Annotated in this window: 14 protein-coding genes and 1 pseudogene; 4 read left to right on the forward strand and 11 right to left on the reverse strand. The window is 75.3% G+C overall.

Features of this window, described 5'->3' with window-relative positions; genetic code table 11:
* Positions 1 to 5: 5 nt before the first annotated feature.
* The 3 genes from BX286_RS03570 to BX286_RS03580 all read right to left on the reverse strand — a co-directional run bounded on the left by BX286_RS03570 (position 6) and on the right by BX286_RS03580 (position 3,295).
* Positions 6 to 488: an LAETG motif-containing sortase-dependent surface protein gene (locus BX286_RS03570; protein ID WP_121014499.1), complete on the reverse strand. Its 483-nt coding sequence runs from the start codon at positions 486 to 488 to the stop codon at positions 6 to 8.
* A gap of 113 nt (positions 489 to 601) precedes the next feature.
* Positions 602 to 1,513: a nitroreductase/quinone reductase family protein gene (locus BX286_RS03575; RefSeq protein WP_079430951.1), complete on the reverse strand. Its 912-nt coding sequence runs from the start codon at positions 1,511 to 1,513 to the stop codon at positions 602 to 604.
* Positions 1,514 to 1,810: 297 nt separating this feature from the next.
* Entirely contained in the window at positions 1,811 to 3,295 is a 1,485-nt protein-coding gene (locus BX286_RS03580; protein ID WP_079430950.1) for a PLP-dependent aminotransferase family protein, read from the reverse strand.
* A gap of 29 nt (positions 3,296 to 3,324) precedes the next feature.
* Between BX286_RS03580 and BX286_RS03585 the strand changes: the two genes are divergently transcribed.
* Together BX286_RS03585 and BX286_RS03590 are read left to right on the forward strand one after the other, a co-directional pair.
* A complete protein-coding gene (locus BX286_RS03585; RefSeq protein ID WP_121014500.1) occupies positions 3,325 to 4,281 on the forward strand; it encodes a DMT family transporter in 957 nt (318 codons plus the stop codon).
* 122 nt (positions 4,282 to 4,403) lie between these two features.
* Positions 4,404 to 5,216 (forward strand): annotated as a pseudogene (locus BX286_RS03590) (helix-turn-helix domain-containing protein); the annotation flags it as partial.
* Here BX286_RS03590 and BX286_RS03595 read toward each other — a convergent pair.
* Positions 5,211 to 5,846: a trans-aconitate 2-methyltransferase gene (locus BX286_RS03595; protein WP_121014501.1), complete on the reverse strand. Its 636-nt coding sequence runs from the start codon at positions 5,844 to 5,846 to the stop codon at positions 5,211 to 5,213. The pseudogene BX286_RS03590 and the gene BX286_RS03595 overlap by 6 nt on opposite strands.
* Positions 5,847 to 6,020: 174 nt before the next feature.
* Positions 6,021 to 6,887, reverse strand: a complete 867-nt coding sequence (locus BX286_RS03600; RefSeq protein ID WP_079430947.1) for a LysR family transcriptional regulator — start codon at positions 6,885 to 6,887, stop codon at positions 6,021 to 6,023.
* A 113-nt stretch (positions 6,888 to 7,000) separates the two neighbouring features.
* Between BX286_RS03600 and BX286_RS03605 the strand changes: the two genes are divergently transcribed.
* The gene (locus BX286_RS03605; protein WP_121014502.1) at positions 7,001 to 7,600 is read left to right on the forward strand and encodes a short chain dehydrogenase; all 600 of its coding nucleotides are present in this window, start codon (positions 7,001 to 7,003) and stop codon (positions 7,598 to 7,600) included.
* Positions 7,601 to 7,642: 42 nt separating this feature from the next.
* On the opposite strand, the gene BX286_RS03610 is transcribed toward BX286_RS03605, so the two are convergent.
* Together BX286_RS03610 and BX286_RS03615 are read right to left on the reverse strand one after the other, a co-directional pair.
* Positions 7,643 to 11,089: an endo-alpha-N-acetylgalactosaminidase family protein gene (locus BX286_RS03610; RefSeq protein WP_100862277.1), complete on the reverse strand. Its 3,447-nt coding sequence runs from the start codon at positions 11,087 to 11,089 to the stop codon at positions 7,643 to 7,645.
* A 141-nt stretch (positions 11,090 to 11,230) separates the two neighbouring features.
* A complete protein-coding gene (locus BX286_RS03615; RefSeq protein ID WP_079430944.1) occupies positions 11,231 to 11,611 on the reverse strand; it encodes a YbjQ family protein in 381 nt (126 codons plus the stop codon).
* A gap of 228 nt (positions 11,612 to 11,839) precedes the next feature.
* On the opposite strand from BX286_RS03615, the gene BX286_RS03620 reads away from it, so the two are divergent.
* Positions 11,840 to 12,355 (forward strand): hypothetical protein, encoded by a 516-nt coding sequence (locus BX286_RS03620; RefSeq protein ID WP_079430943.1) that lies wholly within the window; start codon positions 11,840 to 11,842, stop codon positions 12,353 to 12,355.
* 84 nt (positions 12,356 to 12,439) lie between these two features.
* Here the strand turns inward: BX286_RS03620 and BX286_RS03625 are convergent, their stop codons facing one another.
* The 4 genes from BX286_RS03625 to BX286_RS03640 form a co-directional block, all read right to left on the reverse strand.
* Entirely contained in the window at positions 12,440 to 13,369 is a 930-nt protein-coding gene (locus BX286_RS03625; protein ID WP_237293189.1) for an AAA family ATPase, read from the reverse strand.
* A gap of 4 nt (positions 13,370 to 13,373) precedes the next feature.
* Positions 13,374 to 14,591, reverse strand: a complete 1,218-nt coding sequence (locus BX286_RS03630) for an RNA ligase (protein WP_079430942.1) — start codon at positions 14,589 to 14,591, stop codon at positions 13,374 to 13,376.
* A 127-nt stretch (positions 14,592 to 14,718) separates the two neighbouring features.
* A complete protein-coding gene (locus tag BX286_RS03635; RefSeq protein WP_121014503.1) occupies positions 14,719 to 15,675 on the reverse strand; it encodes a tellurite resistance/C4-dicarboxylate transporter family protein in 957 nt (318 codons plus the stop codon).
* A gap of 4 nt (positions 15,676 to 15,679) precedes the next feature.
* Positions 15,680 to 16,306, reverse strand: a complete 627-nt coding sequence (locus BX286_RS03640; protein ID WP_079430940.1) for an alpha-ketoglutarate-dependent dioxygenase AlkB — start codon at positions 16,304 to 16,306, stop codon at positions 15,680 to 15,682.
* Positions 16,307 to 16,383: the final 77 nt, after the last annotated feature.

The following is a 16,383-nucleotide window of genomic DNA, read 5'->3' on the forward strand; positions in this document are numbered from 1 at the left end:
GTTCCTCAGTTGCCGGCGCGGCGCCGCACGGTGTAGAGGGCTCCCGCGCCCACGGCGACGAGCCCGGCCGCTCCGGCGCCGAGGGCGACGGTGGTCGCCGAGGAGCCAGTATGCGCGAGCTCGGAGCCCTCGCCGGAACCGGGCGCCGCCGACGGCTGTGCGCTGCCGGGCTGCGAGACGGACGGGCTGGGCTGGGCGCCCGGCGGCAGCGTGGGCACGGCCGAGGGCCGGCCGCTGCCGCCGCCCGGGTGGGTCGGGACCGGGCTCGGCTTGGCGCTGCCGGGGTGCGAGGGCACGGGGGTGGGCTGCCCGTTGGCCGACTGCGAGGGGGCCGGGTGCGGCGCCGCGGAGGTGGCGGGCGGCGCCGGCGTGGCGGAAGCCCCCTGCGCGGCGAAGGCCGGCCCGCCGAGGGCGACGACCGCCCCGGCGGCGGCAGCGACGGCGGCCGCCCGGCGGGCGGACTGGGGAATGCGCTTCAGGTTCTTCACGGTGCATCTCCACGGTCGGTTCGAGGGCGCGGAACTTCGCCCTTCACCCCCGCACGACGCGCGACCGCCCGATCGGTTGCCGCCGTTCCCGGAAATTTTTTCCGGGCCCTCCGTCAGGGGCGCGGCGGCGGCCACGGGACCTCGGCCAGCAGGGGCAGCAGGGTCTCCTCCTCGTGGTCGAGATGGGCCGTCAGCTCGGCCGTCATCCGGGCCAGTCCGGCGCGGAACCGCTCGGGGTCGGCGATCTCCACCCCGGCCAGCAGGGTGACGAGCTCCTCCTGGATCCGGGCGACCGTGCGGTGTTCCTCGCGCAGCCGCTCGAACGTGCCCGCCAGGTGCGGGTGGTGCGCGAGGGTCCCGGGGAAGATGTGCCCGTCCTCGCCGGCGTGGTGGAAGGCGAGGGCCTGGCAGAAGGCCAGGCAGCGCTGGCGGATCTGGAGTCCGAGCCCGGGTGCGGGCGGCCGGCCGGGTCCGGTGTGGGCGGCGCGGGCCGCGAAGTGGGCCTCGGTCTCGGCGCTGACGTGGCCGAGTTGCGCCCGCAGCCAGGTGTGGACCTCAAGGATCTTGTCGGCCAGGGTGCGGACCTCGCCCGGGGACCGCCATCCGTCGGGGGCGGCGGGCTCCAGGGCGACGACGGGGAGGAGGCGGTCGGTACGGGCCTGGTATTCGGCGAATCCGGGGGCCGTGCGCAGGACCTTCGCGAAGAGTTCCTCGCGCCGGGCCCCTTCGGCGGGGACGGCGAGGGCGTCGAAGGCGTCGGCGCCGAGCTCCACGCGGACCTGGGGGTGGGCGAGGAGGTTGTGGTACCAGGCGGGGTGGCGGGGTGCTCCGAGGTTGGAGCCCACCACCAGCAGGGCGTCGCCGTGGCGGACGTAGCCGAGCGGGGTGGTGTGCGGGGCGCCGGACCTGGCGCCGGTGGTGGTCAGCAGGAGCAGGTCGGCGCCCTCGAAGGGGCCGCCGACCTTGCCCCGGCGGGCCCGGAACTCCTCGATGACGGACTGGTTGAAGGAAAGGGGCGTGGGCACGGGTGTGTCTCCAGGCAGGGCTGGGCACGCCTGCGGGCACCTCCTGGGGAGGCGTCGGCGGGCGTACGCGGGAACGCGCGGGTGCGCGGAGAGGAAAGGGGTGCTGCGGCGCGAGGGGCCGGAGCGGCGCGGGAGCCGTGCGTACGGCTGCGCTACGTCAACTGCGGGGTGTGGATGGCCTGTTCATGGCGGTCCCCTGAAGTGAAGGGTGTTTCGCCCGATCTCCGGCCGGCCCACTGCTCTTTGGCCGGAGTCACGCGACACCGCCCGCTATTAGACGCGTCCGGCGCCGCGGTGTCAACGCCGTTGATCTTGGGCGAGGGTGCGCAGGGCCCGGCCCAGCAGGGCGACGCCCTCCTCCGTCTCGCCGGCCGGGCCGGCCGCGTAGCCGAGGATCAGGCCGGGCGGGCCGGGGGTCAGCCGGTGCCAGGAGAGGGGGTGGGTCTTGACGCCGAGGGCCAGTGCGCCGGTGGCCAGGGCGGTGTCGGAGAAGTCCGCGCCGTCGAAGGTGACCATCAGGTGCAGGCCCGCCGCCGCGCCGTGCACGCGGGCGCCGGGGAGGTGACGGGCGATCGCGTCGAGCATCGCGTCCCTGCGGCGGCGGTGGCGGCGGCGTACGAAGCGCAGGTGGCGTTCCAGTTCGCCCGTGTCCATGAGCCGGGCGAGCACGAGCTGGGCGAGGACCGGGTTGCCGAGGTCGGCGTGGCGCTTGGCCTCCACCACCTCGTCGCGCAGCCGGCGCGGCACCAGCAGCCAGCCCAGCCGCAGCGCGGGCGCGAGCAGTTTGGAGACGCTGCCCGCGTAGGCGACCGACTCCGGGGCCAGTGCCCGCAGCGCGGGCACGGGGGCGCGGTCGTAGCGGTGTTCGGCGTCGTAGTCGTCCTCCAGGACCAGCCCGCCGGCCGCCGCCCAGGCCAGCAGCTCCCGGCGGCGCTCACCGTCGAGCACCACCCCGGTCGGGAACTGGTGCGCCGGGGTCAGCAGGACCGCCCCGGCTCCGCTCGCCAGCAGCGCGGCCACGTCGAGCCCCGCCCCGTCCACGGGCACCCCCACGGTCTCCAGCCCGCCGTGCTCCAACTGCTGCCGGGCCCCGAGCGAGCCGGGGTCCTCCACGGCCACCCGGCGCACGCCCGCGCGCGGCAGTACCCCCGCCAGCAACCAGAGGGCCTGGGCGACCCCGGCGACGACGACCACCTCGCCGGGGTCGGCGCGGACGCCGCGGTTGCGGGCCAGCCATCCGGCGACGGCCGCGCGCAGGGCGGGCGCGCCCTGCGGGTCCCCGTAGCCGAAGTCGGCGGCGGTGAGGCCGGCGAGCACCCGCCGCTCGGCCTGGAGCCAGGCGGTGCGGGGGAAGGCGGTGAGGTCGGGCACCCCGGGCGAGAGGTCGATCCGGCAGGGCACGGCACGCAGCGCGTCCACCGGTCCGCCGCGCGGGGCGGCCCCGGCCGGGGCGGCGGGGGCGGGTGGCGGGGCCGCGACGACCACCGTGCCGCCCCGGCCGCGGCCGGCCACCTGTCCCGTCTCGGCGAGCCGCTGGTAGGCCTCCGTCACCAGGCCGCGCGAGACGCGCAGTTCGGCGGCGAGGACCCGGCTGGCGGGCAGCCGGCTGCCGACGGGCAGGGTGCCGTCGGCGATGGCGGCGCGCAGCCGGCCGGCGAGCCATTCCGTGCGGCCGCCGGCGGGGGCGCGGCCGATGTCGAGCTGGAGGAAGTCGGAGCCGGCCGGATGGGCCGGGAGCGCCGCTATGGACCTGTCCTCAGGGGTTTCTTTGGACCTGCTCACCGGACCATTGTGCCTCCAGGCTGGTCCGTATGAGCGCCTCCACCCCTCCTTCCACGTCTCCCTCCCCCTCTCCCTCGCGTTCCGCCCCGCCGGTACGCCCGTCCCTCCTCCCCGTCTCCGTCCGCGAGCTGGCGCCGGGCGTGGCCGCCATGGTCCTGGTCGGCAGCAGCGTCACCGTCTCGCGGTCCCTGGCCGAGGCCCCGCTGTTCACCGCCCAGGCGGCGCGCTACGCGGCCGCGGCGCTGATCCTCGTCCTCCTGGCGCGGGCCACCGGGGTCCCGCTGCTGCGTCCCCGGGGGCGGGAGTGGCTGTGGCTGGCGGGGATCGCGGCGACCGGTCTGGTGCTGTTCAACGTGGCCGTCGTACGGGGGGTCGCGCATGCCGAGCCGGCGGTGATCGCCGTGGCCATGGCGTCCGCTCCGGTCCTGCTCGGGGTGGTCGGCCCCCTGCTGGAGGGGCGCCGGCCCAGCCGCCGGGTGCTGCTGGCGGCGCCGGTGGTGGTCGCGGGGGCGGCGCTGGTCGAGGGGAGCGGGCGCACGGACGCCGCCGGGGTGGGCTGGGCCGCGCTGGCGCTGGGCTGCGAGACGGGGTTCACCCTGCTCGCGGTGCCGGTGCTGGGGAGGCACGGGGCGTGGGGGGTGTCCGTGCACGCCGTGTGGATGGGAGCCGTGATGCTGGCGGGGCTGGCAGTGTGCACGGAGCCGCCGTCCGCGGTGACGGAGCTGGGGGCGGCGCAGTGGGCGGCGGTGGGCTACCTCGCGGTACTGGTCACGGCGGTGGCGTTCCTGCTCTGGTACCGCACGGTGGCGGCCGTGGGCTCCGGCCGGGCGGGGCTGCTGACGGGGGTCGCCCCGCTCGCGGCGGCCGGGGCGGGGGCGCTGACGGGCGGCGGGGTGCCCGGCCCGGCGGTGTGGCTGGGCCTGGTGGTGGTGATCGCCGGGCTGACGGCGGGGCTGCGCGCCGGCCCGAAGCCGGCCGGCTTCTGAACGGCCGGCGCCCGATGGGCCGGCGGCGGCCTCTTGATGGTGGCGTCGTCGTGGATCACAATCCGCAGATGCCGACGCAGCCGCGCACTCCCCCGGGCCGGCAGCCCGCGTACAGCAGCTGGATGCGGTACTTCTCCCCCGCCCCGGTCCACCGCCGGCTCGGCCTGGTCTGCCTGGGGGTGGGCGTGCAGCAGGGGGCGCTGCCGGTGGTCGGGCCCCGGGTCCTCGACCACCACGTGGCCGTCGTCCTCACCCGGGGCCGCGGCTGGTTCGGCCACGGCGGGCGGGCGCCGCAGCCGGTGGCCGCGCCCGCCCTGCTGTGGCTGGTGCCGGGGGTCGAGCACCACTACGCCCCCGACCCGGAGGGCGGCGGCTGGGACGAGTGCTTCGTCGATTTCACGGGCGCCGCCGTCGGCGCGTACACCGACCTCGGCTACATCACCCCGGACCGGCCCGTGGTGCCGCTGAGCGGGACCACCGGCGTGCGGCACGTGGTCGACGGGATCGCGCGGGCCGCCCGGCGCGGCGGGCCGCTGCTGGAGGTGGAGGCCGCGGCGCAGGTGCACGGGCTGCTGGTGGCGCTGCGCTACGCCCGGGCGGAGGTGTCCCGGGACGGGGAGGCGGTGGTGGACGCGCTGGCCCGGGACGCGCTGCTGCCGATCTCGGTGGCCGAGCACGCCGCACGGCTGGGCATGCCCCTGCCGGAGCTGCGCGGGGCGGTGCGGCGCAGCACCGGCGAGGGGGTCAAGGAGTACCTGCTCGGGATCCGGGTGAGCCGGGCCAAGGAGCTGCTGGCCCGGACCGATCTGCCGGTGGCGGGGATAGCCCGGCGGGTCGGGTACGAGGACCCCGCCTACTTCAGCCGGCTGTTCAGCCGCCGGGTGGGCATGCCCCCGGTGCGGTTCCGTGCCCAGCAGGCGGTGGGGGTCTCAGGCCACGGGCCGCCGGGCGTAGCAGAAGAGGTGTTCCTCCGGGTCGGCGAGCCCGCCGGCGGGGTGGTAGAGGGTGGTCTCGTGGTGCAGGACCTCCAGCCCGGCGGCCTCGATCCGGTGCAGGTACTCCTCGGCCGAGAGGCTGCTGACGGTGACCCGGTGGCCCATGAACTCGATGTCGAGGGCGTCGATGTCGCCGGGGACCGTGGCGACGACGAGGTAGCCGCCGGGCGCGGTCCAGGAGGCCAGCCGCTCCAGTGAGGCGGCGACCTCCCGCTGGTCCATCATCAGCAGGGGGAAGAAGGCGCAGACCGCGTCGAAGCCCCCGGCTCCGGGCGGTGCGTACGTGCGGACGTCGGCCTGTTCGAAACGGGCACCGGGGACCCGGGAACGGGCGAGGGCGACCATCTCCGCCGAGACGTCGATGCCGGTCACGGCGCAGCCCGCGCGGGCCAGGGTCTCGGCGGTGGGGCGGCCCGTGCCGCTGCCGACGTCGAGCACGCGGGCGCCCCGGGGCAGCCGCCCGGTGAGCCATTCCAGGGCCTCCCGCTGCGCGGGGATGGTGCCGAAGGCCTCCTCGTAGCGCCCCGCGAGCGCGTCGAACACCTCTGCGGCGGTCTTGCGACCCGTCATCGTGCGGCCTGCCTCTCATCGTCCTCCCCGGTGCTTCCGGGCCTCTCGGCGCAGGATGCCGCCGCGCGGGCCGCCGTACCGGGGAACGCGGAAATCCGGGACCGCGGAAATCCGGGAGGAGGAACCCGGGACGGAGGAAACCCGGGAGAGGAACCCGGGGAGGCGGGGAGGGCGTCAGCCGGAGACCGCCTCCCGGACCGCCGTCAGGAACTCGGGTGTCCCCGGGTGCGTCGGGTGGTGCGGGTAGGAGACGTAGACGGTGGCCGGCGGGGCGTCGGAGACCGGGAGGAAGCGGACGCCCGGGTGGCCGTGGCTCTCGGCGGTGCCGGCCGCCGCGAGCCCGAAGGCGCCGCCGGTGGCGATGAGGTTCAGCCACTCGTCGACGTTGCCGACCTCCACCGTCCGGGCGGGGCGGGCCTGCGGCGGCCACAGCTCCGGGGAGGCGGTGCCGGCCTCGGGCCATACGGCCAGGGGCAGTTGCGGGGCGGCGGTGAGTTCGGCCAGCAGGACGGCGTCCCGGCCGGCGAGCGGGTGGTCGTCGGGGAGGGCGGCGACCCGGTCCTCCGTGTAGAGGGCCTCGCTGCGGATGCGCGGGTCACCGGGGAGGGTGCGCAGCACGGCGACATCGGTCTCGCCGGTGGCCAGGCCCGCGGTGCCGTTGTCGCGCCGGACCACGTCGAGCGGGGTGCCGGGGTGGGTCCGGCGCCAGTTGCGCAGCAGCGGTACGGTCTGCTGCCCGAGCACGGCGCACGTGTAGCCGAGCCGCAGCGGGCGGGACACCGCCCGGGTGTCGGCGAGGGCGGCTTCCAGGCGGGAGAGGATGGCGCGGCCGTGTCCCAGCAGGGTGCTGCCGGCCTCGGTGAGGGCCAGGTGCCGGGACGAGCGGTCCACCAGCCGGACGCCGACGCGGGCCTCCAGCTGGGCCAGGGTCCGGGAGAGGGCCGGCTGTGTCATGTGCAGGCGGGCCGCGGCGGCGGTGATCGTGCCCGCTTCGGCCACGGCGTCCAGGGCCCGGAGGTGCCGCAGTTCCACATCGTCCATGCCTGTGGAGCATAGTCGCTGCCCAGACGGCATTTCCGGACGGGCGGCGCGGTCCATAACGTCGGAGGTGTGCGGGGGAGGTTCCCCCGGGCGACGGATCTCCGGAGGTCGGGATGAGGATTCTGCTGGTCGGCGCGGGCGGCACGCTGGGCACCGCGGTGCACAAGGCGCTCGCGGGGCGCGGGCACGAGGTGGTCGCGGTGGGCCGCTCCGGCGGCGACCTGGTGGCCGACGTCACGGACCCGGAGCAGGTGGCCCGCCTGTACGCCGAGGCGGGCCCGCTGGACGCGGTGGCGGTCGCGGCGGGTGACGCGGTGTTCCGCCCGCTGTCCGAGCTGAGCGCCGACGACTTCGGGGCGACGCTGCGCGGCAAGGCGCTGAGCCAGGTCGAACTGGTCCGCCAGGGTGCCCGGAACGTGGCCCCGACCGGCTCGTTCACCCTGGTCAGCGGCATCCTCACGGAGCAGCCGATCGTGGCCGGGGCGGCCGCCTCGGCGGCGAACGGCGCGGTGGAGGCCTTCGTGCGCGCGGCGGCGATCGAGCTGCCGCCGCAGCGGATCAACGCGGTGAGCCCGACGGTGCTGGAGGAGTCCCTGCCCGCCTACGGTCCCTTCTTCGCCGGGATGGAGGCCGTCCCCGCGGCCCGGGCGGCGGCGGCCTACGTGCGGTCGGTCGAGGGCGCGCAGACGGGGCAGGTCTACCGGCTCCACTGAGGCGGGCCCGGCGAGGCGGGACGGGTGAGGCGGGCCCGGGCCTCAGGGCCGGTAGCCGACGTTGAGCTCGGCCACCGAGGTCCAGGGGTTGCCGTTCACCTCCCGCGTGGCCCGGAGCTTCACGTAGCGGGCGGCCCGGGGGGTGAAGGCGGCGTCCTGCTGGGCCGTACCGTCGGGCCAGGTCCCGGAGGCGGCGGCCGGGCCCCAGGTGACCCCGTCGGCGGAGGTGAACACCTGGTAGTCGGCGATGCGCCCGTTGCTCTGCGTCTGGCGGGGCAGGACGTGCAGGGCCGAGACGGGGTAGGAGGCGCCGAGGTCGAGGGTGATCTCGTGCGGCATCGGCGCGGTGGCCGCGTACCACTGGGTGTGCCAGATGGTGGCGGGCTTGCCGTCGAGGACGTTCGCGGCGCTGCCGTTCTCCCCCGCCGTCTCCTGGCTGTCGACGGCGCTGACCCTCATCTTGTTCTGCGGGACGAGGAGTTCGCCGCCTCCGGCCGGGCCGAGGTCGTCCACGGTGAGGTCGTCGAGGACGAGGTCGGCCTCGTTGTGGGAGTCCTCGGCGCTGACCTTGCGGACGCCGATCCAGGCGTCGGCGCCGGCGGTGAAGGTCTGGGTGAAGGCGGTGGCCGTGCGGGCCTGGCCGAGGGCGGTGGCGGTCTCCGCCGAGCCGGAGCCGGTGACGAACCGGTAGTCCCCGGCGAAGCCGTTCTCGTAGCGGAAGCCGACCCGGTAGGCGTGCCCCGGGGTGAGCCGGAGGGTCTGCGGGAGGGTGCGGTAGACCAGGCCGGGGCGTTCCTCGTGCGATTTGAGGGAGTTCTGTCCGCCGATCACGTCGTCGACGAGTTTTCCGTTCCAGCCGGCCTGGGTGTAGGGGGCGTTGCGCTGGGCGATGTGCGTACGGGGGTCGGTGGCCGGTCCGCCGGCGCCGCCGAAGGCGAAGGGGCCCCAGCCGGCGTCCACGTTCTCGAAGTCCTCGGCGTAGGTGTGCCCGTTCAGCGGGGTGCGGGCGGAGCGCACCACGCGTACGTCGTCCAGCCGGACCGTGCCGGGTCCGGTGGCGGCGGACAGCGTGAGGAGGGCGGTGGACGCTCCGGCCGGGACGTCGAAGAGCACCTTCATCCGCTGCATGGTGGTGCCGTTCTTCTCGCTGCCGCCCAGAGCGTCGGCCAGCGGGGAGGAGTCGGCGTACACGGATTCCGGGCCGGCGGCGCCCGCCGGGGTGACGGCGAGGGTGGCGGCCCGGCCGGCCGGGGTGGAGACCCAGGCGGAGGCCGCGTAGGTGCCGGGGCTCAGGCCGGTGAGCCGCTGGGAGACGGCCGGGGCGGTCTGCGGGGCGAAGGTGAGCTCGTTCTGGCCGCGGTCGTTGCGGGTGACGGCGGCGCCGGCCCCGGTGACGGTCCAGGCCGCGAGATCGCCGGAGTTGAAGGAGGGGTCCGCTACCGGGGTGCCCTCGCCCCAGCGGGGGTCGGGCTGCGCGGGGGCGGCGCCGTCGGTGACCACGTACGCGGTCCGGGCGGCGGCGTCGATGGTGACCCGGTTTCCGGCTCCCGGGGTCAGGGGTCCGACGAGCTGCCGGCCGGTGTCGGTGAGCCGGTAGAGGGTGGGGCTGCGCCAGCCGTCGGGCAGCGTCCAGGTGGTGGGGCCGCCGGTGTCGTTCCAGTGGTAGAGCTTGCCGTCGCGCGGGAGCAGGTAGGCGGAACCGTCGAGGACGGTGCGGCCGCCGGTGGTGATGCGGCGGGTGCCCCCCGCGTCGGTGACGGAGGTGCCGTCGGCGAGGGTGATGGTGTCGGCGGTCCACTTCACGATCGGGGACTGCTGGAGGTACTTGGTCGGCAGGTCGGTGCCGAAGGTGGTGTTCAGGAAGGCGGGGTAGTCCGCCTTGCCCTGCCAGCCCTCGTAGGCGGTGAGTTCGGCGCCGCCGAGGAGGGGGTGGCGGGCGATCCAGTCGTCCTTGGCGTGGTTGGCGATGAACCGGGCGATGGTGGAGTTCACGCCCTTGAGGTCGCTGCCGCCGTAGTCGACGTCGGCCGCCCAGTGGTGCCACAGGGACTGCTCGGTGAGGGTGTTCGGGAACTCGGTGGCGAGCTGGAGGCCGAGGCCGGAGACCTCGCGCTGGAGCTTGCGGGAGACGTAGCCGTCGCCGTACCAGACGTCGACGTAGAGGAAGTCGAGGCCGGGCGCGGCCGCCTTGAGGTCCGCCAGGCGCTTGAGCCGCCCGCCCGACTGGCCGTCCTTGCGGGTGTCGACGTAGTAGGACTGGTCGAGCCAGTCCCAGCCGAGGCCGCCGCTCTGGTGGGCGGGGTCGAAGGTGGCGGAGACCGGGTACTCCTCGGTGGCGTTGACGTGCACGCCGAAGTCGGCGTTGTAGGCGTGGCCGGCGGTGGTGAGGGCGTTCAGGCCCTCGGCGCCGCCGAGTTTGGCGCCGATGTTCTTGTAGTCCATGTGCGCGGAGTCGTGGCCCTCGGAGGCGTAGCCCTTGAGCAGGACGAACTGGCCGAGGCCGTCGGTGGCGAGGCTGACCCGCTTGGTCTCGTCGAGGGTCTGGGCGAAGGGGTGGGTGGCCTGGGAGGCGAAGTTGAACGGGATCCGCTGGACCACCCGGCGGGCGGTGTCCTGCCAGCCGGTGGGCGGGGTCCAGATGTCCCGGTAGGCCACGGCGGCGTCCTGCCAGTCGACCACCGAGTCGGCGTTGCGGTCGCCGGTGACGGCGACCCGGACGTAGGGCAGCGGTTCGGTGTCGGTGTCGGCGGCGCCCTGGGCCCGGTAGAGCCAGGCCCCGCTCCACAGCCCGGCCCGGCGGTAGGAGCCGTGGTCGGTCACCCGTTTGCCGATCCGGCCGTTGTCGCGGGCGGTGCCGCCGGAGGGGGTGTCGTAGAGGGAGTTGGAGTCGATGGCGGCGGCCAGCCGGCCCGTGCTCAGGAGCCCGTACATCACGGTCGTCGCGGCGGGGTCCACCGGGGTGGAGGCGGTGACCGGTGTGAAGGTGTCGCCGGTGCCGGTGGTGGCGGTGTGCATCGTGGCGGTGGCCAGCGCGGCTCCCGGCTGGTCGCTGCGGACGCTGACGAGGGTGTGCTCCGGGATCTCGAAGCTGTGCACGCGCAGGGCGGGGGTGTCCTCGACGGCGGTGACCCGGAACTCCACGACCGAGCCCGTCACCGAGATCCGGGACCGGACGGTCACCCCGGAGAAGGCCATCGCGTAGTCCACCCCGGAGGCGGAGGGGGTGGAGGTGACGGCGGGGGTGTACGCGGTGCCGTTGACGAGGACGGAGCTCAGGGGGTCCTCGTTGCCGTGGAGCACGTCCCCGGTCGCGCGCCGGGTGTAGTCGAGGACGCGGGGGAAGGCGGGGTCCACGCGGACGGACAGCTCGGGTGAGGTGATCGTCACGGGTGCCGCCGCGGCCGGGACCGCCGCGGCCGGCCAGGGCGCCAAGAGGGCGGCGAGGAGACCGGACACCGCGGCTGCGGCCGGCCAGAGGGGGGTGCGCATCGGGCCTCCGGGAGTCGGCGCTTGGCACGTACGGGAAGACCGCACGACTCCCTGCGGAGCGCGGCGGTCCGCTCACTGGCCTGCCAGCTTGCGGACCCCGGGCGCCCGGGCCCATGGACAAACCGCCGCCGCCTCCTGGACTTACCGGTCGGTCCCGGCGGGCACCAGGACGACGGCCGTGCCGTACGCGCACACCTCGGTCCCGACGTCGGCCGCGTCCGTGACGTCGAAGCGCATCATCAGCACGGCGTTGGCGCCGCGCGCCCTGGCCTGTTCGATGAGCCGGTCCATGGCCTGGTTGCGGGTCTGCACCAGGGTCTTGGTGAGGCCCTTCAGCTCGCCGCCGATCATGGACTTCAGACCGGCGCCGATCTGACTGCCGAGGTGCCGGGAGCGCACGGTGAGCCCGAACACCTCCCCGATGACCTGCTCGACCCGGTAGCCGGGCACGTCGTTGGTCGTGACGACCAGGACTCCGGTCTGCTGGGCGCCGGGGCCGCCGCCGTAGTCTTCGATACCCATGCGCCCCACTGTGGCTCCGGGCGCTGCCCCCCGCATCCGCTGGGCCGTCCCGCCGCGCGGACCGACCCCACAGCCCGGGGACAGGTTGGGCATATCGGGCTAAACAGCGGCGCGCCGCCGGGAGCCCGCGCGGTCCCCCTGGTCATAGTCGTCCCTGGCGGCCGCCGGGCCGCCGCGCCCCTCCGCGCATCGCGGCCGGGGCGGGAGTCTTTTCCAGAGGAGCCGCACATGCTCAAGCCCACCAGGACCATCCTCGCCCTGGCCGCCGGAAGCCTGGCGCTCGGCCTGGTCGGCGGGGGCGCCGCCGTCGCGGACCAGGGCCCGGCGGCCCAGGGCACGGCCCGGCACCACGCTCCCGGGGACGGGAGGGACGGCCACGACGACTACGACGAGGACGGCTACGGCAGCCACCACTACTCCCTGGGGAAGGTCGTCTCGCGCGGTCCGCTGAGCGTGCGCAGCAAGCCGACCACCCACTCGCACCTGCAGTACAAGGTGTACCCGCACGAGACGCTCGCCCTGAAGTGCAAGACGCGCGGTGAGAACGTCGCCGGGAACGACCTGTGGTACCTCATCGACCCGGGTGACGACGACCGCGACGACCGCGACGACTGGGCGGACGGCACCGACGGAGAGGGCCGCAAGAAGGCCCGCATCGGCAAGGACCGCGACGGCTACGAGCACGACTGGGTCTCGGCCCGCTACGTCAAGGACCTCAAGCGCGTCCGCTGGTGCCGCGACTGACCGCGCTCCCGGGCCCCACGTCCCGGCCCGCCGCGCACGCCGCTCCCCTGCCGGCGTGCGCGGCGGCGTGCGCGGGGTCCCGCGTCAGAAGTCCCCGTAGTTGACCTGCCAGGTGGGCAGGCCCATCCGGCGCCAGATGGCGACCACCCGGTCCCGGTCGTCGAGCGACACCCGGACCGCGTAGCGCTCGCGCACGTGCGCGTCGAACAGCTCGGCCTTGACCACGTCGTCGCGGCGCGTGTCCCCCGCCGCGCGCATCCACAGTTCGTCGTACGGCACTTCGTGCGCCCGCAGCCAGGACTCGGTCTGCGGCCGGTGCTCCTCGCTGCGCCCCGACAGCAGCACGAGCCGGTCCCCCGCGCGCCGGAACGCCTCCAGGGCGTGCCGCACCGGCTCGTTCAGCAGGTCGGTCTCGCAGCGCGAGAAGTCGTACGGGCCCCGGTCCCCGGTGAGGGCCAGCGTCCCGTCGATGTCGCACATCACGGCGTCCGGCAGCGCCGGGTCCGCGACGTACGGCCGTACCGGCGGCTGGTCGTTGAGCCATTCGGCGGTCAGCCGCCAGCCGCCCTTGCGGGCCTTGGCGTGCTTGTCGGCCAGGATCCGGATGATCTCCTCGCCCACCGGCCGCTCCCGCGCGGCGTCCCGGCGCAGGCACTCCTCCACGGGCACGTCCGTGAAGTCGTGCACGACGAACCGGGCCCGGCCGGCCACCGCCGCCTTGAGCCGCTTGGGGATGTGCGAGGTCAGGTGGGTGTTGTCGACGACCACGTCGAAGCCGTCGGCGACGGCCGCGGCGACCGCGGCGTCCTGGACGGCGAGCACGGTCTGCTCGTGCCGGTACGAGCGGCGCCGCTCCGGGTCGGGCACGTCGAGCATGGCCCGCAGGTCGTCGAGGTTGACCCGGCGGATCCGGCCGGCGGCCTCGGCCTGGAGGGCGCGGGCGGCGGTGGTCTTGCCCGAGGCCGGCAACCCCGTCATGACGTGGACCACGGGGAGTTCGGGCTCTTCGGACACGGTGTCAGTTCTCCTCGTCGGTGGTGAAGGGATCGGCCGTCGCCGGCCGTACGGCCCGCCAGGTGACGAGCTCGGTGGTGCGGCCGTCGAGCCGCATGAACATGGCGGCCCGCAGGTCGCCGTCGGGGATCTCGCGCACGGCGCGGGCGAAGGCGCCCCGGTCGTCCGCCAGGTGCTCGAACCGCTTGTAGGTCTCGTCGACGGCCCGCTCCCGGCGCTCGAACTCCTCCTCCAGGCCCGCGATCACCTCGCGCACCCAGGTGTCGAACTCGTCGGGCACCTGCTCCAGCAGCGCGTCCAGGGGCCGGCCGCCCCGGGAGCGGATGCCGCCGAGTTCGGCGAGGGAGAGGCCCAGGCCCTGGGCGAGGCGCTTGGCGGAGGTCCCCGCGAAGCGCTGGATGCCGTGGCTGCGCCAGACGTCCCGCTCGGTGACGCCGGTGAGCAGCTTGTGCAGGCGTACGTACTCGGAGAGCTTGGCCTTGGCGCGGACGCCGGAGGCGAACCGCAGGACGAAGCCCTCGGCGTCCATGCCGGTCGCGGAGGCGCCGCCGGGCAGGGTGTTGGACTCGGTCAGCGCGAGGAGTTCGGACAGCGGCATGGCGGGCCACACCCGGACCACGGAACCGATGCCCTCCCAGTGGGCGGCGGCCTCGGCGAGCGGCACCTCGGCCCCGGTCGGGCCGAAGGCCGCGAGCAGGACGAGGTCCCGGCGGTCGCCGTAGTCGACGACGATCCGGTTCTGCGGGTACAGGATCTCGGCGAGGTAGGTGGTGCCGGGGACGAGCGCCCCGGTGTCGCAGGCGTCGAGGCGGCGCTGCGCCCAGGAGGCCTGGGTGCTGACGAAGGAGCCCTTGGAGGCGACGTGCCAGCGGCCCGCGTAGTGGAAGACGACGGCGAGGCTGCCGTCGACCTTGTCGTAGACCTCGAACGGCTCGTCGGGCAGGGCGGGGGCGTACGGCCGGCCCGATGCGTGCTCGCCGACGTTGAAGAACTTCGGCAGCGGCAGCGCGACGACGGCTCCCGTGGCGTCGTCGGCGACGAGGCCGCGGCAGCGCACGGTGACCTGGTTCCAGACCTGCTCGTACTGCGCGGTGCGCGTGTACGTGTAGATGGACAGCGGCAGTTCGGGGTGCCGCTTGCGGGTCACGTACCCGGCGTCGACGGCTTCCGCAAGTGCCTGTGCGGGCAGCAGGTCATGGAGAGTCAGGCGGTCCTGGCTCATGGGTTCCTCCCGGTTCGAGACGGCTCATTCTCACGTGCGGGAGGGGCCTGCCGGTACTCAATTAGGACTGGTCACCGGCCTGTAGCGGGGCTGTGACACGGCCGCGGCGAGCGGAGGGGCCGCGGCGTCAGGCGGACCCGCGGCGGCCCGGGCGGCGCGAGAGCAGGAAGGCGGCGGACGTGAGGGCCCAGGCGGCGACCGCGATCCACAGCAGCACCTCCCCCAGCGGGCGGAGCCGTTCGGGGCCGGTGGTGGCGGCGATGGTGAGGCAGGCGGTGGCGGTCATGCCGAGGGGGAAGACCGTGGACCAGCGCCGGATGTCGTAGCGGGGGCGGGGGCTGCGGACCTCGGCGACGAGCAGGACGGCGTACCAGACGAGCGAGAGGCCGAGGGCGGTCAGGGTGGCGGCGCGCAGGGCCGTGTGCACCGGGCCGGCGGCCCCCACGGGCGAGGCCGTGAGCCTGGCCCCGGCGAGGGCGGTGATGGCCAGGGAGCCGCCCGCGACCCAGTGGTCGCCCGCTCCCCGGAGCACCTCGCGGAAGTCGAAGCGCCGCAGGGCGAGGACGTACAGCAGGACGCCCAGGCAGAAGCAGGCCAGCGCGGCGGCGGCGAGCCAGTCGAGGCCGTGGACGGCGGCGAGCGCCGCCGACAGGACGGCGAGGCCCTGGGTGGCGACGCAGCCGAGGAAGACCACTCCGGGCATCCGGCGCCGCCAGTGCCGTACGACGGACAGGAGCAGCCCGGGCCAGAGCAGGGCGGCCAGGACCAGCAGGGCGGCGGCCGCGTCCTGCCGGCCGAGCTGGGACAGCCGGGTTCCGAGGACGGTGGTGGCGGCGACGGCGGTGAGGGCGGCCGGGGTGTCGGCGTCGGCTCGGAAGCGGCCCCGGTCGCCGGCGAGCCGGACGGTGAAGTCGGCGGCCAGGAGCAGCCAGAGGGCGGCGGAGACGGCCAGCGCGGCGAGGGAGAGGAGGCTGTGGCCGGTCAGTTCCAGGCCGACGGAGAGGATCCCGGCGGCCATGACGGCTCCGCCCGCGGCGGGTGGGAGGCCGGCCCACCGGTTCCGCAGGGGGCTCCGGCTGCGCATGGCCTCACAGTACGCCGCGGGTGCGGAACTGGACGCTGATGCGGGGCCCGACGGCGCGTGCCGTCTTGGGGACGGCGTGCTCCATGGTGCGCTGGCAGGAGCCGCCCATCACGACGAGGTCGCCGTGGCCGAGGGGGAGGCGCAGCAGGGTGGGGCCGCCGTCGCGGGGGCGCAGGACGAGGTCGCGGGGGTCGCCGACGGAGAGGATCGCGACGAGGGTGTCCTCGGTGGCGGAGCGGCCGTGGCGGTCGCCGTGCCAGGCGACGCTGTCGCGGCCGTCGCGGTAGAGGCAGAGCCCGGCGGTGACGAAGGGTTCGCCGAGTTCGGGGGCGTAGTGGGCGCCGAGTCTCTCGCGGGCCTCGGTGAGGACGGGGTGCGGCAGGGGGTCGCCGGCCCCGTAGAAGGCCAGCAGCCGGGGCACCTCCACCTCGCGCTCGTACATCTGGCGCCGCTCGGCGCGCCAGGGCACCTCGGCGGCGAGGTGTTCGAACAGGGCGTCGGCTCCGGTCAGCCAGCCGGGGAGCCGGTCGACCCAGGCCCCGGCCCCGAGTCCGGTGCGCTCCAGCGGCGAGAGGGGGCCGAGGCGGATCTCGTCGGTCTGGTCGAAGAGGGAGCCCTGGAGTGCGTGCATGGTTCCAGCCTACCCCTCCACTCGAACGGATGCTCGATTTACCGGCGCGTGAATACCGGGTGGGGATCTGGCGGGAC

The organism is Streptomyces sp. 3211.6, from assembly GCF_003634815.1.
GTDB lineage: Bacteria > Actinomycetota > Actinomycetes > Streptomycetales > Streptomycetaceae > Streptomyces > Streptomyces katrae_A.